The sequence below is a fragment of the Polaromonas sp. genome (assembly GCF_029945895.1).
GTDB lineage: Bacteria > Pseudomonadota > Gammaproteobacteria > Burkholderiales > Burkholderiaceae_C > Polaromonas.
In genome coordinates, this window is the sequence record NZ_JAQSDL010000080.1 from 25,298 (window position 1) to 43,995 (window position 18,698).

Sequence of the window (18,698 nt, forward strand, 5' to 3'; positions counted from 1 at the left end):
GACTCAATCGTCTTCAGACGCATCCAGGCCCGGAAACAGCACTTCGGTGAACCCGAACTGCGTGAAATCGCGGATGCGCATCGGGTACAGCACACCCATCAGGTGGTCACATTCATGCTGCACCACACGGGCGTGAAAACCGTCCACCGTCCGGTCAACCGGGTCGCCATAGGGGTCAAAACCGGTGTAGTGGATGCGTGAGAAGCGCGGCACCACGCCGCGCAGGCCGGGCACCGACAGGCAGCCCTCCCAGCCGTTTTCTTCCTCGTCCGACAGGGGCGTGATGACCGGGTTGAGCAGCACCGTGCGCGGCACCAGGGGCGCATCCGGGTAACGGGGGTTGACGGCATCGGTGCCGAAAATCACCAGTTGCAGGTCCACACCGATCTGCGGCGCGGCCAGGCCGGCGCCGTTGACGGCGCGCATGGTCTCGAACATGTCGGCCACCAGCAGGTGCAGCGCGTCGGTGTCGAAGCCGGTCACGGGTTGGGCCACCCGCAACAGGCGCGGGTCACCCATCTTGAGAATGTCGCGTACGGTCATGAAATTCCTGTGTGCTCTGTCGTCGAAACAGCAAGCATACAGAAACCACGAACGAAGGCGAGACGTTTCAGCCGCTCCGGGCGCGCCGGTCGCTTGCGACACGGCAAAATGGGACATGCCCGAACCCTCCAGCCGCCAGCCTGAGCTTCCCTCTGAACCCGCCACCCCGCTTCCCCTGGTGACGCGCTGGGCCTTGCTGGTGCTGGCGCTGCTGAGCCTGACCCTGGGTGTGATCGGCATCTTTGTGCCGGTGTTGCCGACTGTGCCCTTTGTCCTGCTGTCGGCCTGGGCGGCTGCCCGGAGTTCGCCGCGCTTGCTGGCCTGGCTGGAAAGCCACGCCGCGTTCGGGCCCATGCTGGTCGAGTGGCGCCGCGGCGGCGTGGTACGCCGGCGCGCCAAATGGACGGCCACGGTGGTCATGAGCGCGAGCGCCGCCTTCATGCTGGTGGTGCTGCCGCACCGCTGGATAGCCCTGCTTGCCATTGGCTGCATGGCGGGCGTGCTGATCTGGCTGTGGCGCCGGCCCGAACACCTCAACGCAGACGCTGCGCCACCAGAGACTTGAAGGTGTCAGGCCGCAGGAGCGGCGAGCATTGCCAGCAGGGCCGCCTCGTCGATGACGGCCACGCCCAGCGCCTGCGCCTTGGTCAGCTTGCTGCCCGCCTCCGTGCCGGCGACCACGTAATCGGTTTTTTTGCTGACCGAGCCGGCCACCTTGCCGCCCGCCGCCTCGACCCTGTCCTTGGCCTCATCGCGGCTCAGCGCAGGCAGCGTGCCGGTGATGACAAAGGTCTTGCCCGACAGCGGCTGCGGCGCACGCGCCGCCGGCTCGCCCTCCGGCCAGTGGACGCCACAGGCGCGCAGTTGCTCCACCACTTCACGGTTGTGCGGCTGGTCGAAGAAGGTGCGAATGCTCTGGGCGACGATGGGGCCGACATCGCTGACCTCGAGCAGTTGCGCTTCGCTCGCGTCCATGACCGCGTCGAGCTTGCCGAAATGGCGCGCCAGCTCCTTGGCCGTGGCTTCGCCGACATGGCGGATGCCCAGGCCGAACAGGAAACGCGGCAGGGTCGTTGACTTGGATTTTTCGAGCGCCTGCAACAGGTTTTGCGCGGACTTGTCGGCCATGCGCTCCAGGCCGGCCAGCGCCGTCAGGCCCAGCTTGTAGAGGTCCGGCAGGGTACGGACCACGCCGGCATCCACCAGCTGCTCGACGAGTTTGTCACCGAGTCCCTCGACTTCGACCGCGCGGCGGTGCGCGTAATGCAGGATGGCCTCCTTGCGCTGCGCACCGCAGAACAGGCCGCCGGTGCAGCGATAGTCGGCTTCGCCCTCTTCCCGCACGGCGGCCGAGCCGCAGACCGGGCAGGTGCGCGGCATGGTGAATTGCGGCGCGTCCTGCGTGCGTTTGTCCAGCAGCACGCTGACCACCTCGGGAATCACGTCGCCGGCGCGGCGCACGATCACCGTGTCGCCGATACGCACGTCCTTGCGCCTGGCTTCGTCCTCGTTGTGCAGCGTGGCGTTGGTCACCGTCACGCCGCCGACAAACACCGGCGCCAGCTTGGCCACCGGCGTGAGTTTTCCGGTGCGGCCCACCTGCACGTCGATCGCCAGCACCGTGGTCATCTGCTCCTGGGCGGGGTATTTGTGCGCCACGGCCCAGCGCGGCTCGCGCGTTACAAAACCGAGCTTTTTCTGCAATGCCAGGCTGTTGACCTTGTAAACCACGCCGTCGATGTCGTAGGGCAGCTGGTCGCGTTCGCGCCCCATCTTCTCGTGAAATGCTATCAATTCAGAAGCGCCTTGCGCAGTCTGTGTCTGGGCTGCAACCGGAAAACCCCATGATTTCAGGGTTAGCAGCAACTGGAAGTGGGTGTCGAAATCCGGCCCGCCTGCTTCCGGCGGCGCGACTTCGCCGACGCCGTAGGCAAAAAAGCTCAGCGGGCGCTGTGCGGCAATCGCCGGGTCCAGCTGGCGCACGGCGCCGGCGGCGGCATTGCGCGGGTTCACAAAGGTTTTTTCGCCCTTGGCACCCTTGGCGATTTTTTCGCGCTGCTTCTCGTTGAGCGACTCGAAATCGTCGCGTCGCATGTAGACCTCACCGCGCACCTCAAGTACCGCAGGGATAGAAAAGGCCGGCGGAAAACCCAGCGAACCAGGCACTGTTGGGTTGTCGTCTTCGCCAGCAAGGGTCACGGAACCGGCTACGCCGGGCCGTAGGCGCAGTGCCCCCTCGGGGTGCAGCGAACCACGCGCAGCGGGGAGCGTGGGGGCGTCAATCCTGAGCGGGATCTGCCGGATGGTGCGGATGTTCTGCGTCACGTCCTCGCCGGTTTCTCCGTCGCCGCGTGTTGCCGCCTGCACCAGCACGCCATGCTCGTAACGCAGGTTGATCGCCAGGCCGTCGAACTTGAGTTCGGCCACGTATTCCACCGGCGGATCGCCTTCCCCCAGGCCAAGTTCCTTGCGCACGCGGGTGTCGAAGTTCTGCGCACCGCTCGCCTCGGTGTCGGTCTCCGTGCGTATGCTCAGCATGGGCACCGCATGGCGCACGCTGGCAAACTGGTCCAGCGCCTTGCCGCCCACGCGTGCGGTGGGTGAATCCGGGCTGGCCAGTTCCGGGTGTGCAGCCTCCAGCGCCTGCAGCTCCTGGAACAGGCGGTCGTACTCCGCATCGGGAATGCTGGGTTCGTCCAGCACGTAATAAAGGTGGGCGTGCTGGTGCAACTGGGCGCGCAACTGGGCCATACGCTCGGCAGGCGTCGCCCCGGGCGACGCAAACAGGTCAGGGGTGGCCATCTCGGCAATTCCAGGAAGGGTTTTTTAACCAGGTCGCCGCGGAACCGGCTTCGCCGGGCCGCAGGCGGCGCCCCCTGCAGGGGGGAAGCGGCCGCAGGTCGCTACGGGGGGGAGCCATGTTGTTCAGGAAAACAGGCGCCTGCCCAGCGCCGAACCGGCCGGTATGTCGCGCTCTTCCAGCGTGTTGTAGAGCTGCTCCAGATCGGCGTGGATGGCCTCCATGGCTTCCGGCCGTATCGGCTGGCCCTGGTCGTCGATGATCACGCCTTCCATGCTGGAGGCCAGCGCAATCGCCGCCTCGCACAGGCGCACAAACGGTTGCTCGGCGCGCAGCACCTGCGGCACGTCCAGCGACAAGGTCAGCTCGCGCAGCGCGGTCTGTTCCGGCTCTTCTGCCATGGCGGCCTGGGTGTCGAACGACAGGCCTAGCACCGGGGGCGCGTGCGGTCCGGACTGGCTGGCCGGCAGCACCATGCGACCCGGGATGGAACCGGCGACAAAACCGAGTTTCGCGGCGCTCTGGTGCACATAACCGGGGCTCCACGCCGTATGTCTGGCGCGCAGGGTGAAACCCAGCTGGGCATCGTGGGCACTGGCAAAGTTGTCGAGCTCGCGTGCGCGCGCCACCTCGTCCATCATGTCCGGGAACTCGGGCTGGCCGTCAATCGCGTCGGCAAAGGCCTGTGCCTTCATGACAAATTCGGAGAACTCGATCTGGTTCAGCGCGCCGGTGCGGTTGGCCAGCTGCACACCGGCCTGGAAGGCGCTGTAACGCTGACCGGCGGCCGGGGTTTCCCAGGCGCCTGTGGCCAGGCTCAGGCCTTCGATTGCAAACGGTTTGCTGCCAGCGCGGCGGGAGCCCGGCATGGCGGCGAGCGCGGCTTCACCCGAAACCACCGAATCAATGATGATGGGCGCGATCACGTCGATCAGCGCGTCCAGGCCCGGTTTTTTCTCGGGAACGGTCAGCGCGGTCAGGGCATCCAGACTGGAGTCCCCATCGAAGCCCGGTTCCAGGCGCTCAGGCAGGGTGTCCTGGCTACTGGGCGGGATCTCGCCGCCGGTCGGCTCAATGCCGGGGGCCACCGGATCGGGTGTGGGCTGCATGGGCAGGTTTTTGCGGGCCGACCATGTGCTGTGGGCCACCACGACGGCCAGCAGCAAGCCGCCGATGATCGCCAGGCTGATTTGAAGTGTGCTCAAGACTGGGCCCCCACGTTCGCTGGCCTGGCGCAGTGCTTTTGGCCTGACTTGAACACCCGCGGGATGGCGGTTCCAGAAGGATTCGTCATGCGGCCTCCGCAAACCCGAGGGCCGCTTCCATGTCCACTGCGACGATGCGCGAGACGCCCTGCTCCTGCATGGTCACCCCGATCAGCTGTTCGGCCATTTCCATGGCGATCTTGTTGTGGCTGATGAACAGGAACTGCGTTTCCTTGCTCATGCTGCCCACCAGCTTGGCATACCGCTCGGTGTTGGCGTCGTCCAGCGGTGCATCCACCTCGTCGAGCAGGCAGAACGGTGCGGGGTTCAACTGGAAAATCGCAAACACCAGCGCAATCGCGGTCAGGGCTTTTTCGCCGCCCGACAGCAGATGGATGGTCTGGTTTTTCTTGCCTGGCGGCTGGGCCAGCACCTGCACGCCGGCGTCCAGGATTTCCTCGCCGGTCATCATCAGTTTGGCGTTGCCGCCGCCGAACAGGCGCGGGAACATCTCGCCAAAGTGCCGGTTCACCGTCTCAAACGTGGAGGACAAAAGGTCGCGCGTTTCGGCGTCGATCTTCTTGATGGCATCTTCCAGGGTCGTCATGGCTTCGTTCAGGTCGGCCGACTGCGCGTCGAGGAACTGCTTGCGTTCGCGGGCGCTGCTGAGTTCGTCCAGCGCCGCCAGGTTCACTGCGCCCAGGGACTGGATCTCGCGGTTGATGCGGTCGATCTCGCCCTGCAGGCCAGTCAGGCGCACATGGCCGGTCTGGATGGATTCTTCGACGGCGGTGAGGTCGGCCTGCGCATCCTCCAGCAACTGCGCGTACTGCTCGAAACCCAGGCGTGCGGCCTGCTCCTTGAGCTGGAACTCGGTGATGCGCTGGCGCAGCGGCTCAAGTTCGCGCTCGAGCTGCAGGCGGCGTTCGTCACTGGCGCGCAGCTTGGTGGTCAGGTCGTCGTACTGGCTGCGCTTGGCGCCGAGGTCGGCCTCGCGCTCGAGCTTGAGGTTGAGGGCGTCCTGCAGGCCGGCCTTGGCTGCGGCGTCGCTCAGGCGGGACAGTTCCTCTTTGGCGCGTTCTTCCTCGCTGGCAATCGAGGCGGCCTGCTGCGCGGCAATGTCCATGGAGCGGGTCAGTTCGTCGCGGCGCGAGGCCAGGCTGCGCAGCGCAAACTGCGCTTCCTGCGACTGGCGTTCCAGCGCGCGCTGCTGCTCACGTGATTCGTTCAGTTTGCGCTCGGCCTCGATCACGCGGTCATCGAGTTGGGCATGGCGCTCCTGGCTGTCGGCGAGCTGCATGTCCAGCTCTTCAAAGCGCGCTTCGGCCGTGAGCTTGCGCTCCTGCAGGTCATTCATCTGCGCGTCGATCTCGGCCAGGTCGCCGGCAATCTGCTCGCTGCGGGCCCGGGTCTGTTCGGCCAGCTGCGTCAGCCGCAGCACCTCGACCTGCAGCTCGTGTGTGCGGCTCTGGCCTTCGGCGGTCTCGCGGCGTGCCGTGGCCAGACGCTGGGCGGCATCGGCATACGCCGCTTCAGCGCGGATCAGGGCGCTGCGCGCCTCGTCGCTGATCAGGGCCTGCGCGCGCAGCTGCTTTTCGAGGTTTTCGATTTCCTGGGCCCGCGCCAGCAGGCCGGCCTGCTCGGAATCCTGGGCATAAAAACTCACGCTGTGCAGCGTGACCGCGTGGCCGCTTTTAACGTAAATGACTTCACCCGCCTGCAGCTTGTGGCGGGCCGCCAGGGCTTCGTCGAGGCTGGCCGCGATCAGGCAGCCGTGCAGCCAGTCGCCCAGCAGCGCCGTCTGGCCGGCGTCACCCAGACGCAGCAGATCGGCCAGGGGTTTGAGGCCGCTGGCAGAAGCGCTGGCCGGTGCCGCGGCCGTTGGCGGCGAATAAAACGAGAGTTTGGCCGGCGGCCCTTCGCTGTCACTGCGCCCGTCCGTGCCCGCAAAACCACGCACCATGTCCAGGCGCGAGACTTCGAGCGCACCGAGCCGCTCACGCAGCGCGGCTTCCAGGGCGTTTTCCCAGCCCTGCTCGATATGGATGCGGCTCCACAGGCCCTGCAAGCCGTCGAGCCCGTGTTTGGCCAGCCAGGGCTTGAGTTTGCCGTCGGTCTTGACTTTTTCCTGCAGCGCCTTGAGCGCCTCCATACGGGCCGACAGGTCGGCCTGCCGGGCCGACTCGGTGTTCACGGCCTGCTGTCTGGCACGGCGGTCTTCGTCGAGCTGGGGCACGCTGTCGGTGAGTTCGTGCAGACGCGCCTCGGCTTCGTCCTGCGCTTCTTTTGCCGCGGAAAACTGGGTGTTGAGGTTGACGAGACGCGCCTCGTCAGGAGCGTTGAGGGCGTTTTTGTCAGCCGTCAAACGCTCATGACGCAGGCTCAGGGTACGGGACTGCTCCTCGATGTTGCGCTGGTCGGCGGCCAGCACCTGGATCTGCTGCTGCACCTGGCCCACACTTGCGCGCTGCTCATTGGCTTTGGACTGGGCGGCGCGCAGGGCTTCTTCCAGCGCGGGCAACTGGCCGGCCTGGTCTTCGCTCTGCGCGGCCAGCAGCTCGGCCTGCTCTTCGGCCTGAATCGCCCGCTCGCTCAGCGTTTCGGTTTCCAGCGCAGCTTCTTCCTTGCGCGCGCCCCACTGGCTGGTTTGTTCCTTGAGCTGCGCCAGGCGCTGCTCGACACGTTGCCGGCCTTCGACCACAAACCGGATCTCGGCCTCCAGGCGGCCAACTTCGGCACTGGCTTCGTACAGCTTGCCCTGGGCCTGGTTGACCTGGTCGCCGGCGGCGTAATGCGCCTGGCGGATGGTTTCCAGGTCGGCTTCGATGTGGCGCAGGTCGGCGATGCGGCTTTCCAGGTCATTGACTGACTTGGCGGCGTCGGCCTTGACCTTGGCCTGGTCGGCTTCGCTCTCGGCGCGTTTGAGAAACCAGAGCTGGTGCTGCTTGAGCGTGGCGTCGGCGTGCAAGGTGTTGTAGCGCAGCGCGACCTCGGCCTGTTTCTCGAGTTTTTCGAGGTTGGCATTGAGCTCGCGCAGGATGTCCTCGACGCGGGTCAGGTTCTCGCGGGTGTCGCTCAGGCGGTTGGCGGTTTCGCGCCGGCGTTCCTTGTACTTGGAGACGCCGGCCGCTTCCTCGAGGAACAGGCGCAGCTCTTCGGGCTTGGATTCGATGATGCGGCTGATCGTGCCCTGGCCGATGATGGCGTAGGCGCGCGGGCCCAGGCCGGTGCCGAGGAATACGTCCTGCACGTCGCGCCGGCGCACCGGCTGGTTGTTCAGGTAGTAGCTGGACGTGCCGTCCCGCGTGAGCACACGCTTGACGGCGATTTCGGCGAACTGGCCCCACTGGCCGCCGGCACGGTGGTCGGCGTTGTCAAACACCAGCTCGACGCTGGCGCGGCTGGCCGGCTTGCGCAGGTTGGTGCCGTTGAAGATCACGTCCTGCATGGATTCGCCGCGCAGTTCGCTGGCCTTGCTCTCGCCGAGCACCCAGCGCACCGCATCCATGATGTTGGACTTGCCGCAACCGTTGGGGCCAACGACACCGATCAGCTGGCCCGGCAGCACAAAATTGGTCGGCTCCGCAAACGATTTGAAGCCGGATAACTTGATTGAATTGAGACGCACGGCGGACCCTGTTTTTCTTGGCGCTTTGAAGCTAAGTTATTGATTTTTATAGCGCTTTTGGAAGGCGCCCAACCTGCTTCCAGCAATGCAGAGCCTGCAATGTTACCCGAGGCGGACCGGCCGGCCGCTGTAAAAAATGGTGACCGGCGCCATGCGGGCGACGGTGACGCTGGCGGCACGCGCCGGCCAGACCGGTTCTTCCCTGAATTCATGCCTCAAAAATGCCTCCAGCCCTTGCCTGGCAAGCGCAGACAGCTATCGTTTTGGTAGCAACCCGGGCGCAGAGGATGGGCATCCACTGCGCGCGGGGTGTTCACACGGGATAATCCGGGCCATGAATCCACTGTTGAAACGCCTGCAGCCCTACCCTTTCGAGCGACTGCGCCAGTTGCACGCCGACGTCACGCCAAACCCGGCCTACCGCCCCATCAGCCTGGGCATAGGCGAGCCCAAACATGCCACGCCCGAGCTGATCAAGGCCGCCCTGAGCGACAGCCTGGCTGGCCTAGCCAGCTACCCGGCGACCGCCGGCGAGCCGAAACTGCGGCAGGCCATGGCGGGCTGGATGTTGCGCCGTTACGGTCTGGCGCTGGACCCGCTGACGCAGATCCTGCCGGTGAACGGCTCGCGTGAAGCCTTGTTCGCGCTGGCGCAGACCGTCATCGACCCGACCATGGGTGCCCCCACGCTCGCCACTTCGTGTGCGTCGGTGCCCCCCGAGGGGGCGTCGCCCGCCTTGGGGCGGCCCAGCGGCGGGCTGGCCCGGCCTCTGGTGGTCTCCCCGAACCCCTTCTACCAAATCTACGAAGGTGCAGCCCTGCTGGCCGGCGCCGACACCTGGTTTGCACCGAGTGACCCGGCGCGCAACTTTGCGGTGGACTGGGCCGCCGTGCCGCAGGAGGTCTGGGCCAGGACGCAACTGCTGTTTGTCTGTTCGCCCGGCAACCCGACCGGCGCGGTCATGGGTCTGGACGAATGGAAGCTCCTGTTTGAACTGAGCGACCGGTACGGCTTTGTGATCGCCTCGGACGAGTGTTACAGCGAGATCTACTTCCGTGAGGAGCCGCCGCTGGGCGCCTTGCAGGCCGCCGCGCAACTGGGCCGCCACGATTTCAAGAACATCATCGCGCTGACCAGCCTGTCCAAACGCAGCAACGTGCCCGGCCTGCGCAGCGGCTTTGTCGCCGGTGATGCCGCGCTGATCAAGCCTTTTCTGCTTTACCGCACCTACCATGGCAGCGCCATGAGCCCCATCGTGCAGGCGGCCAGCATCGCCGCCTGGAACGACGAGGCGCATGTGGTGGCGAACCGCGCCATGTACCGGGAAAAATTTGCCAAAGTCACACCATTGCTGGCCGCAGTGATGGAGGTGGCGCTACCGGACGCGGGCTTCTACCTGTGGGCCCAGGTGCCGGCGTGTTTTGCCGGCGACGACGCGGCTTTTTCGCGCGAGCTGCTCGCTCTTTACAATGTCGTGGTGTTGCCCGGCAGTTACCTGGCCCGCGAAGCCCGCGGCCAGAACCCGGGCGCCGGCAGAATCCGCATGGCCCTGGTGGCTGAAACCGCCGAGTGTGTCGAAGCCGCTGAAAGAATCGTTTCCTTCATCCAATCCAGAACCCATCCAACATGAAACAAGACCAACTCGAAAGCATCATCAACGCCGCCTGGGAAGACCGCGCGAATCTGTCGCCGCAGGCCGCTTCGAAAGAAGTCCAGGATGCGGTGGAACACACGATTTCCGAACTCAACGGGGGCCGCCTGCGTGTCGCCACGCGCCAGGGTGTCGGCCAGTGGACCACGCACCAGTGGATCAAGAAAGCCGTGCTGCTGAGCTTTCGCCTCAAAGACAACGTGCTGATGCGCGCCGGCGACCTGGGCTTTTATGACAAGGTGCCGACCAAGTTCTCGCACCTGAGCGAGCAGGAAATGAAGGAAAGCGGCGTGCGTGTGGTGCCGCCCGCCGTGGCGCGCCGCGGCAGCTACATCGCCAAAGGCGCGATCCTGATGCCCAGCTACGTGAACATCGGCGCCTATGTGGACGAAGGCACCATGGTGGACGCCTGGGCCACCGTCGGCAGCTGCGCGCAGGTCGGCAAAAACGTGCACCTGTCGGGTGGCGTCGGTCTGGGCGGCGTGCTCGAACCCCTGCAGGCCAACCCGACCATCATTGAAGACAACTGCTTCATCGGTGCACGCTCCGAAGTGGTGGAAGGCGTCATCGTCGAGGAGAACTCTGTCATTTCGATGGGCGTTTACATCGGCCAGAGCACACCGATTTATGACCGCGAGGCGGACACCGTGACTTATGGCCGCATTCCGGCCGGTTCGGTGGTCGTGTCGGGCAACCTGCCCAAGGCCGGCGGAAAGTACTCGCTGTATTGCGCCGTGATCGTCAAGAAGGTGGACGCCAAGACCCGTGCGACCACCAGCCTCAATGATCTGCTCCGGGATTAAATGGCCTCCACGCTTGTCGCTTCGCGTACTTCGCTGCCCCCCGAGGGGGCCGCTGCGCCTGCGGGCCGGCGAAGCCGGACCCGCGGCTCCTGCTTGAACGGGATGGGATGCCGGCGCTCCGGGGACACAGCTGAGCCGCCAGCCTTTTTGACTCACTGATTGATGGATCGGAACCGCCAATGAATGCGCAGACCATGAGCACGATGGAACGTATCCTGCGTTTGATGGCCGATAAAAAGGCCTCGGACGTTTATCTGTCGGCGCATTCACCGGCCCTGATCAAGATCAACGGCGAGGCGATTCCGATCAACAGCCAGATTCTGCCGGCCGAAGCACCGCGCAACCTGCTGGCCGAGGTGCTGCCGCCCGAGCGCATCGAGGAACTGGAAGAACTCGGCGAGCTCAACATGGGTTTTCCGCTGGCAGGCGTCGGCAACTTCCGCATCAGCGCTTTCAGGCAGCGCAGCACCTATGCGGCCGTGATCCGTTACGTGCCCGGTGAAATTCCGCCGCTCGAAAGCCTCAACGTGCCGCCCATCCTGGCCGACCTGATCATGGAAAAGCGCGGGCTGCTGCTGATGGTGGGCTCCACCGGCGCCGGCAAAAGCACCACCTTGGCAGCCATGATGGACCACCGCAACGCGACCCAGCCCGGCCACATCCTGACCATCGAGGACCCGGTCGAGTTCCTGTTCACCAACAAGAAGTCGGTGGTCAACCAGCGCGAGGTCGGCAGCGACACGCAGTCACTGCAGGTGGCGCTGAAAAACGCACTGCGCCAGGCGCCCGACGTGATCCTGATTGGCGAGATCCGCGACCGGGAAACCATGTCGGCCGCGATTGCCTACGCGCAGTCCGGCCACCTGTGCCTGGCCACCATGCATGCCAACAACAGCTACCAGGCGCTCAACCGCATCCTGAGTTTTTACCCGGTCGAGGTGCGCAACACCATGCTCGGCGATCTCGGCGCGGCCATGAAAGCCATCGTCTCGCAGCGACTGCTGCGCACCCAGGCGGGCAGCCGGGCACCGGCGGTCGAGGTCATGCTCAACACCAAGCTGATCTCCGAACTGATCGAAAAAGGCGACTTCTCCGGCGTCAAGGAGGCGATGGAGAAGTCCATGGCGGAAGGCTCGCAGACCTTTGAGCAGGACATCGCCAGGCTGATCGTCAACGGCACCGTCACGCGCAAGGAGGGCCTGCTGCATGCCGACTCGCCGACCAACCTGATGTGGCGCCTGGAAAACGACTTTGCGACGGCCGCCAAGGCAGCGGAAGAGCCTGAGGAAGAAGACGAGCAAGCGTCCTTCACCGAGATCACGCTCGACGTCCGCCCGGACTCGGGTTCCACCTCGAAATACGGCACCACCGGCTTTACCCCGCTGTAAATACTGTTCTGAATCCTTGCATGTCCTCTACCCTGCGCCTTGCCGAACAACTGATCACCTGCCCGTCCGTCACGCCCGACGACGCGGGTTGCCAGGCCATCCTGGCCGCGCGGCTGCAGCCGCTGGGTTTCGAGTGTGAAACCATCGTCAGCGGACCGGAACATTTCCGGGTCACCAACCTGTGGGCAAAGTTCAAGGGTTTTCGCCCTGTAGCCCAGGCGGGACGGGCGCAGGCAGCTTCTAATTCGATAGCATCTCCGACGCTGGTTTTCGCCGGGCATACCGACGTGGTTCCGACCGGCCCGCTCGATCAGTGGACCAGCCCGCCCTTCACCCCCAGCCACCGCGACGGCGTGTTGTACGGGCGTGGGGCGGCCGACATGAAAACCTCGATCGCGGCGATGGTGGTGGCGGTGGAAGAGTTTCTTGCCGCCAACCCGCAACCGGATCTTTCCATCGCCTTCCTGATCACCAGCGACGAGGAAGGCCCGTCGGTGGACGGCACGGCTGTCGTGGTTCAGCAGTTGAAGGCGCGCGGCGAGGTGCTCGACTACTGCATCGTGGGCGAGCCGACCTCGGTGGACCGGCTCGGCGACATGATCAAGAACGGCCGGCGCGGTACCCTCAGCGGCAAGCTGACCGTCAAGGGGGTGCAGGGCCACATCGCCTACCCGCACCTGGCCGACAACCCGGTGCACCGCTTTGCGCCGGCGCTGGCCGAGCTGGTGGCGACGGAGTGGGACAGGGGCAACGCATTTTTCCCGGCAACCAGCTGGCAGGTCTCGAATGTGCATGGCGGCACCGGCGCCTCCAACATCATCCCTGGCGAACTGGTGGTGGACTTCAACTTCCGTTTTTCCACCGAATCAACGGCTGACAGTCTGAAAATGCGGCTGGAAGCCATCCTGAAAAAACACCAGTTGGACTATAGCCTGAAGTGGACGCTTGGCGGCCAGCCCTTTCTGACGACGCCGGGCGAGCTGGTGCAGGCCGTCAGTCAGTCCATCCAGGCCGAGACCGGGCTACAGACCGAACTGTCGACCACCGGCGGCACCAGCGACGGGCGCTTCATCGCCGCCATCTGCCCACAACTGATCGAGTTCGGCCCGATCAACGCTTCCATCCACAAGATCGATGAAAACGTGCTGGTCAGCACGCTGGACCCGCTGAAAAACATCTACAAGGGCGTGCTGGAGCGCCTGGCCGCGCTGTGAGCACCGCGCAGGCGACCACCGTCATCGCCCTGGTGGAATACTGGGCCGACCGGCTGGAAGCGGCCGGCCTCACGCAGGCCGACGGTTTTGGCCAGGGCACCCTCACCGCCTTTGACGAGGCCGCCTGGCTGGTGCTGTGGGCGCTCAGGCTGCCGCTGGACGAACTCGATGAAGAGGAAAATACGCCTGTGACGCCCACCGATGCTGCAAAGGTTGCTCTCCTTCTGGAAGCACGCATCAACACCCGCCGACCTGCCGCCTACCTGACGCGCGAAGCCTGGCTGCAGGGCGTGCCCTTTTATGTCGACGAGCGGGTGATCATTCCGCGCTCGCTGATTGCCGAGCTGCTGGTCGATGAAAGCATTGATCCCTGGCTCAGCGAGCCGAGCGCCGCGCCGGGCCGCCCCCAGCAAGCGAACGCCCCCTCGGGGGGCAGCGCAGCACACGAAGTGGCAAGCGTGGGGGCTCCAGTTTTTCGGGTGCTGGACCTGTGCACCGGCAATGGCAGCCTCGCCATCCTTGCCGCCATGGCCTGGCCCGAGGTGCTTGTGGACGCCGCCGACATCAGCACCGAGGCGCTGGCCGTCGCCCGCATCAATGTGGACGTGCATGAGTTGCAGGCGCGCATCACCCTCATCGCCTCCGACGGACTGGCCGCCTGCCCCGGCCCGTATGACCTGATTCTGTGCAACCCGCCCTATGTCAACGCGGCCACCATGGCCGCCCTGCCGGCAGAATTCCGGGCCGAACCGGCGCTGGCGCTGGCGGGCGGCGAGGACGGCATGGACTTCATTCGAAGCCTTTTTCTAAACGCAGCCGGCCATATGAGCGAAAATGGCGTTTTGGTGCTGGAAATCGGCAACGAGCGCGAGAATTTTGAACGCGCCTTCCCGCACCTGGAACCGCTCTGGTTTGAAACCAGCGCCGGCCCCGACCAGGTTCTGCTCCTCACGCGCCAACAACTGGCTTGAGACTTGTGTCTCGGGCCACCATTGGGGCGCAGCGCGCCGACTGGCTATTTTTCTTGTGTCTGCTTGGTTTAAATGATTACCCTTAAAAATGTGGTGCTGCGTCGCGGCGCCAAAGTGATTCTTGACAGCGCGTCTGTCACCCTCAACCCCGGCGAGAAAGTCGGCCTGGTGGGGCGCAATGGCGCGGGCAAGTCCTCGCTGTTTGCCATGCTCAACGGCACGCTGCACGAAGACGGCGGCGAGTTCTACATTCCCGCCCAGTGGCGCATGGCGCAGGTGGCCCAGGACATGCCCGAGACTGAACAAAGCGCCACCAGCTACGTGATCGAAGGCGACGTGGTGCTGCAGGCCGCACAGGCCGAGGTGGAGGCCGCCGAGGCCAGTGGTGACGGTGACCGCATGGCGCATGCCTACATGGATCTCTACGACTCGGGCGCGCACGACGCGCCGGCCCGGGCGCAGGCGCTGATCCTCGGCCTGGGTTTCAAGCTCAGTGAACTCGACAACCCGGTCAACAGTTTTTCCGGCGGCTGGCGCATGCGCCTGCAACTGGCGCGCGCGCTGATGTGCCCGTCCGACCTGCTGCTGCTCGACGAACCGACCAACCACCTGGACCTCGATGCACTCGTCTGGCTGGAGGCCTGGCTCAAGCGTTACCAGGGCACCATGCTGGTCATCAGCCATGACCGCGAATTCCTCGATGCCGTGACCGACGTCACGGTGCACATCGAAAGTGCCAAGCTGACCCGTTACGGCGGCAACTACAGCAAGTTTGAAGACCTGCGTGCCGAGCAGATGGCGCTGCAGCAGGGTGCTTTCAACAAGCAGCAGGACAAGATTGCCCACCTGCAGAAATTCATTGCCCGCTTCAAGGCCAAGGCCAGCAAGGCCAAGCAGGCGCAAAGCCGGGTCAAGGCGCTGGACCGCATGGAGAAAATTGCGCCGCTGCTGGCCGAAGCCGACTTCACCTTCGAGTTCAAGGAACCGGCCAACCTGCCCAACCCCATGCTCTCGATGCAGCATGTCGACTTCGGCTACCCGCCGCCAGCCGATGCGTCCGAAGGCACACCGCCCACGGTCATCGTGCAGAACGTTAGCAAGTCGGTGCTGGCCGGCCAGCGCATCGGCATCCTGGGTGCCAACGGCCAGGGCAAGTCCACCGTGGTCAAAACCATTGCGCGCGCGCTGGCGCCCATCAGTGGCGAGATGACCGAAGGCAAGGGCCTGAACATCGGCTACTTCGCGCAGCAGGAGCTCGACGTGCTGCGCCCGGCCGACAACCCGCTGGAACACATGATCCGGCTGGTCAAGGAGGTCACCGCCGCCGGCAAGATAGGCAGCCAGCCAACCCGCGAGCAGGACCTGCGCAGCTTTCTGGGCAACTTCAATTTTGGCGGCGACATGGTCAAGCAGGCCGTCGGCAGCATGAGCGGCGGCGAAAAAGCCCGGCTGGTGCTGTGCATGATCGTCTGGCAGCGCCCCAACCTGCTGCTTCTTGATGAGCCGACCAATCACCTGGACCTGGCCACGCGCGAGGCGCTGTCGATGGCGCTCAACGAGTTTGAAGGCACCGTCATGCTGGTCAGCCACGATCGCGCCCTCCTGCGCGCCGTGTGCGACGAGTTCTGGATGGTCTCGCGCGGCGGCGTCGCGCCCTTCGACGGCGATCTCGACGACTATCAGCGTTACCTGCTCGACGAAGCCAAACGCCAGCGTGAAGAAGCCAAAAAATCCACCAGCACCGCCGCGCCTTCTGCAGCTGCTACCAAAACAGTAGCTGCCAGCGCCCAGGTGACGGCGACTTCAGCCACTTTTGATGCCAAAAAGCCGGGCAGCAAGAAGGATGACGCGCAGCGCCGGCAGCAGCACTCGGACGCGACCAAGCCGCTGCGCAAGGAACTGGAAAAAATCGACGCCCGCATGCAGTCGCTGAGCGCGGAACGCGACAACCTGCAAGCCTCGCTGGCGACCACGACCGCGCCGGCGGAAATGGCCCAGTCGGGCAAGCGCCTGAAGGTCATTGACACCGAACTGGGCACGCTGGAAGAGCGCTGGCTGGAACTCACCGAGCAGATCGAAACCTCGCTGGCCTGAGCGGACATCAAGCGGGCTTGAGCCGGCATTGGGCGGACGAGGGTTGGGCTTGCGGCTCTAACCCCGCCGGGCATTTCGCGCTAAAGTGCATTCATGCCCACCGCCCTCCAGATGGCTTCCGACGACGCGGCCCTTGCGGCCGCGGTGATGCGCAGCCGCAAGCTTCTCAACAAACGCGCCATGGTCGCCGCCGCGGCCAGCGCCGTGCCGGTGCCCGGCCTCGACTGGGCGGTCGACGCGGCCATGCTGTCCCGACTGATTCCTGAGATCAACCGGGAGTTTGGCCTCACGCCGCAGCAACTCGACCAGCTCGATCCGACCAAGCGCGACCAGGTCCAGAAAGCGGTCACCCTGGTCGGCTCGGTGTTGATCGGCAAGTTCATCAGCCGGGACCTGGTCCTCAAGGCCGCCACCAAAATCGGCATGCGGCTGACCACCAAACAACTCGCCAAGTACGTGCCCTTCGCCGGACAGATCGTCGCCGCCACCGTCGGTTATGCAGCGATCCGTTATCTGGGTGAAGAACACATGAAGGACTGCATTCGTGTGGCGCGGCAGGCGCAGCTGGAAGTACCGCTTCTTGGCTACTCGGCGCCGGGCTGACTCCTTATCCGAAGCTCTTCAGCGCAGGCATTCGCAGCCGTGGCTGGTCAAACTGCAGGAATGAGGCGTGCGCGCCCGGTGCAAAACTCGGCCTTCCGTCAGGGCACGGCCTTGAGCCGGGAGAAAAATACATTCATGAGCTTGGTGAACGCATCTGCAGGCGTTGTTTCCTTGCGATGTGCATCAAGCTCCGCGATGTGCTCAAGCTCCCAGGGAACGGCTTCGAGTGCCGCCATGGAGATGTCTTTGAAAATGCGTTCCTCGGTGGGCGTGATGTAGACAATCCGGCAATTGCGATGCCGGGGGTCAGACATGACTTGCACATATTTCTTGAGCACGTTCTGCTCGGGACCCTCGAGGACTTGCGTGAACAAACCTCCGCCGAAAACAAGGAGGCCGGTGATGCCCAGGGGTGGATTGTTTTTTGCAGCGCTTTTGAGAATGGCGTCGATGGAGTCATCGGTCAGGCCTTCCAGGGCGTCGCTGATGTAGAGCAGTCTAAGCATGAAGCAGTCAGGTTGGAGGTCGAAAATAGTCGCAGACGACTGGCAGACCCATATTTCCTCGGCAGCCCTGATTCTGCCTTGAGTTGCGCACCGGCGTCTTCCAGGGATTGACAACGCAACGGAAACAAAAAAGCCAGCTATCAAACTGATAGCTGGCTTTCCGTGCCATGAAGGCGTGTCTGGTGGGGCCTGCGGGGGTCGAACCCACGACAAACGGATTAAAAGTCCGCTGCTCTACCAACTGAGCTAAGGCCCCAAGGATTGCTCCCTGGTCTGTACCGCACATGATGCAGAACAGCCTCAAATTATAGCGTTATTTTTCGACTCTTTAAAAAACTACTCAGCAATTTTGTTGAGCACCCAACCTGCAGCACACAAACCGAAGGCCGATGTCACGCTGACCACCGATCCATACCCGTGGCAATTGAGACTGCCATCGCCAGATGCATCGTCCCCGATATCACAGGCATCCGGCGCAGCATCAGACCCGCTGGCCGGGGCCGCGGGTTGCATCACCGCCTCGCGGCTGAACACGCAGGCCACACCGATTTTCCCCTTGCGCGCTGCACCCCGCTCCTTGCGCAGGCGGTAACGCAGTTGCGCGAGCAGCGGGTCGTGGGTGACCAGCGACAGGTCGTCAATGTCGACCTTGTGCGCATGGCGCTTGCCGCCGGCTGCGCCGACGCTGATGAAGTTGACCTTGTGGCGCATCGCCCAGGCGGCCATGGCAGTTTTGGCCCGCACCTGGTCGCAGGCATCGATGACGGACAACCCGCTGTCGTCGTGTGTCTGCAGCCCCGCAATCGCCGGCCAGTTGGCGGCATCGACGAACTCCTCGATGCAGTGCACAACACAACCGGGGTGGATGTGGGCAATGCGTTCGCGCATCGCCTGGACCTTGGCCTGCCCCAATGTGGTGTCGAGCGCGTGGATCTGGCGGTTGATGTTGGACTCGGCGATGTGGTCCAGGTCAATCAGCGTCAGCCTGGCCACGCCGCTGCGCGCCAGCGCTTCGGCGGCCCAGGAGCCCACGCCGCCCAGGCCCACCACCACCACATGCGCTGCACGGATTTTTCTTGCACCGGACGCACCATACAGACGCGCCAGTCCGCCGAAGCGCCGCTCCAGGTCGGCAGGGAGATCAGAGGAAATCTCAGTCACTGGCCATTTCCTGCCAGGCCGCCCCAAGGAAAATCCGCCCCTGCTCTTCCAGTCGGGGCCGCGGAACCGGCGCTGCCGGGCTGCGGGCGCTGCGCCCCTCTTCTTCGTGCAAGGGGCAGCGCACCAACGAA

At 64.6% G+C, this 18,698-nt stretch carries 14 protein-coding genes and 1 tRNA gene; 8 read left to right on the top strand and 7 right to left on the bottom strand.

What is annotated here, in order from left to right; all coding sequences use genetic code 11:
- Positions 1–3: 3 nt before the first annotated feature.
- Positions 4–543 carry a peptide deformylase gene (gene def / locus PSV33_RS09650; RefSeq protein ID WP_300561014.1) on the bottom strand — a complete coding sequence of 180 codons (540 nt, stop codon included), beginning with the start codon at positions 541–543 and terminating at the stop codon, positions 4–6.
- 115 nt (positions 544–658) lie between these two features.
- Between def and PSV33_RS09655 the strand changes: the two genes are divergently transcribed.
- Positions 659–1,108, top strand: a complete 450-nt coding sequence (locus PSV33_RS09655; RefSeq protein ID WP_300561016.1) for a YbaN family protein — start codon at positions 659–661, stop codon at positions 1,106–1,108.
- A 5-nt stretch (positions 1,109–1,113) separates the two neighbouring features.
- On the opposite strand, the gene ligA is transcribed toward PSV33_RS09655, so the two are convergent.
- The 3 genes from ligA to smc all read right to left on the bottom strand — a co-directional run bounded on the left by ligA (position 1,114) and on the right by smc (position 8,176).
- Positions 1,114–3,345 carry an NAD-dependent DNA ligase LigA gene (gene ligA / locus PSV33_RS09660; protein ID WP_300561018.1) on the bottom strand — a complete coding sequence of 744 codons (2,232 nt, stop codon included), beginning with the start codon at positions 3,343–3,345 and terminating at the stop codon, positions 1,114–1,116.
- A gap of 123 nt (positions 3,346–3,468) precedes the next feature.
- On the bottom strand, positions 3,469–4,548 hold the full coding sequence (locus PSV33_RS09665; protein WP_300561020.1) for a cell division protein ZipA C-terminal FtsZ-binding domain-containing protein: 1,080 nt from the start codon (positions 4,546–4,548) through the stop codon (positions 3,469–3,471).
- A gap of 85 nt (positions 4,549–4,633) precedes the next feature.
- A complete protein-coding gene (gene smc / locus PSV33_RS09670) occupies positions 4,634–8,176 on the bottom strand; it encodes a chromosome segregation protein SMC (protein ID WP_300561021.1) in 3,543 nt (1,180 codons plus the stop codon).
- A 334-nt stretch (positions 8,177–8,510) separates the two neighbouring features.
- On the opposite strand from smc, the gene dapC reads away from it, so the two are divergent.
- The 7 genes from dapC (at position 8,511) to PSV33_RS09705 (ending at position 16,900) form a co-directional block, all read left to right on the top strand.
- The gene (gene dapC / locus PSV33_RS09675; protein WP_300561022.1) at positions 8,511–9,806 is read left to right on the top strand and encodes a succinyldiaminopimelate transaminase; all 1,296 of its coding nucleotides are present in this window, start codon (positions 8,511–8,513) and stop codon (positions 9,804–9,806) included.
- Entirely contained in the window at positions 9,803–10,630 is an 828-nt protein-coding gene (dapD, locus tag PSV33_RS09680) for a 2,3,4,5-tetrahydropyridine-2,6-dicarboxylate N-succinyltransferase (protein ID WP_300561023.1), read from the top strand. Before dapC ends, dapD begins: the two co-directional genes overlap by 4 nt.
- A 194-nt stretch (positions 10,631–10,824) precedes the next feature.
- Entirely contained in the window at positions 10,825–12,018 is a 1,194-nt protein-coding gene (locus PSV33_RS09685; protein WP_300561309.1) for a PilT/PilU family type 4a pilus ATPase, read from the top strand.
- A gap of 20 nt (positions 12,019–12,038) precedes the next feature.
- Positions 12,039–13,232 carry a succinyl-diaminopimelate desuccinylase gene (dapE, locus tag PSV33_RS09690; RefSeq protein ID WP_300561024.1) on the top strand — a complete coding sequence of 398 codons (1,194 nt, stop codon included), beginning with the start codon at positions 12,039–12,041 and terminating at the stop codon, positions 13,230–13,232.
- Positions 13,229–14,203 (top strand): HemK family protein methyltransferase, encoded by a 975-nt coding sequence (locus PSV33_RS09695; protein WP_300561025.1) that lies wholly within the window; start codon positions 13,229–13,231, stop codon positions 14,201–14,203. The genes dapE and PSV33_RS09695 overlap by 4 nt, the downstream gene beginning before the upstream one ends.
- Before the next feature lie 72 nt (positions 14,204–14,275).
- A complete protein-coding gene (locus PSV33_RS09700; protein WP_300561026.1) occupies positions 14,276–16,297 on the top strand; it encodes an ATP-binding cassette domain-containing protein in 2,022 nt (673 codons plus the stop codon).
- Positions 16,298–16,390: 93 nt separating this feature from the next.
- Positions 16,391–16,900, top strand: a complete 510-nt coding sequence (locus PSV33_RS09705; protein WP_300561027.1) for a hypothetical protein — start codon at positions 16,391–16,393, stop codon at positions 16,898–16,900.
- A gap of 98 nt (positions 16,901–16,998) precedes the next feature.
- Here PSV33_RS09705 and PSV33_RS09710 read toward each other — a convergent pair whose 3' ends face one another.
- From PSV33_RS09710 to PSV33_RS09720, 3 genes are all read right to left on the bottom strand, one after another.
- A complete protein-coding gene (locus PSV33_RS09710; protein ID WP_300561029.1) occupies positions 16,999–17,406 on the bottom strand; it encodes a BLUF domain-containing protein in 408 nt (135 codons plus the stop codon).
- Between the two features lie 180 nt (positions 17,407–17,586).
- Positions 17,587–17,662, bottom strand: a tRNA-Lys gene (locus tag PSV33_RS09715).
- A gap of 80 nt (positions 17,663–17,742) precedes the next feature.
- Entirely contained in the window at positions 17,743–18,567 is an 825-nt protein-coding gene (locus tag PSV33_RS09720; protein ID WP_300561030.1) for a tRNA threonylcarbamoyladenosine dehydratase, read from the bottom strand.
- Between the last annotated feature and the right edge of the window lie 131 nt (positions 18,568–18,698).

Excerpts from the sequence above, each read along its gene's own strand:
- def (WP_300561014.1), bottom strand. The coding sequence starts at position 543 with ATGACCGTACGCGACATTCTCAAGATGGGTGACCCGCGCCTGTTGCGG.
- PSV33_RS09655 (WP_300561016.1), top strand. The coding sequence starts at position 659 with ATGCCCGAACCCTCCAGCCGCCAGCCTGAGCTTCCCTCTGAACCCGCC.
- ligA (WP_300561018.1), bottom strand. The coding sequence starts at position 3,345 with ATGGCCACCCCTGACCTGTTTGCGTCGCCCGGGGCGACGCCTGCCGAG.
- dapC (WP_300561022.1), top strand. The coding sequence starts at position 8,511 with ATGAATCCACTGTTGAAACGCCTGCAGCCCTACCCTTTCGAGCGACTG.
- dapD (WP_300561023.1), top strand. The coding sequence starts at position 9,803 with ATGAAACAAGACCAACTCGAAAGCATCATCAACGCCGCCTGGGAAGAC.
- PSV33_RS09685 (WP_300561309.1), top strand. The coding sequence starts at position 10,825 with ATGAGCACGATGGAACGTATCCTGCGTTTGATGGCCGATAAAAAGGCC.
- dapE (WP_300561024.1), top strand. The coding sequence starts at position 12,039 with ATGTCCTCTACCCTGCGCCTTGCCGAACAACTGATCACCTGCCCGTCC.
- PSV33_RS09700 (WP_300561026.1), top strand. The coding sequence starts at position 14,276 with ATGATTACCCTTAAAAATGTGGTGCTGCGTCGCGGCGCCAAAGTGATT.
- PSV33_RS09705 (WP_300561027.1), top strand. The coding sequence starts at position 16,391 with ATGCCCACCGCCCTCCAGATGGCTTCCGACGACGCGGCCCTTGCGGCC.
- PSV33_RS09710 (WP_300561029.1), bottom strand. The coding sequence starts at position 17,406 with ATGCTTAGACTGCTCTACATCAGCGACGCCCTGGAAGGCCTGACCGAT.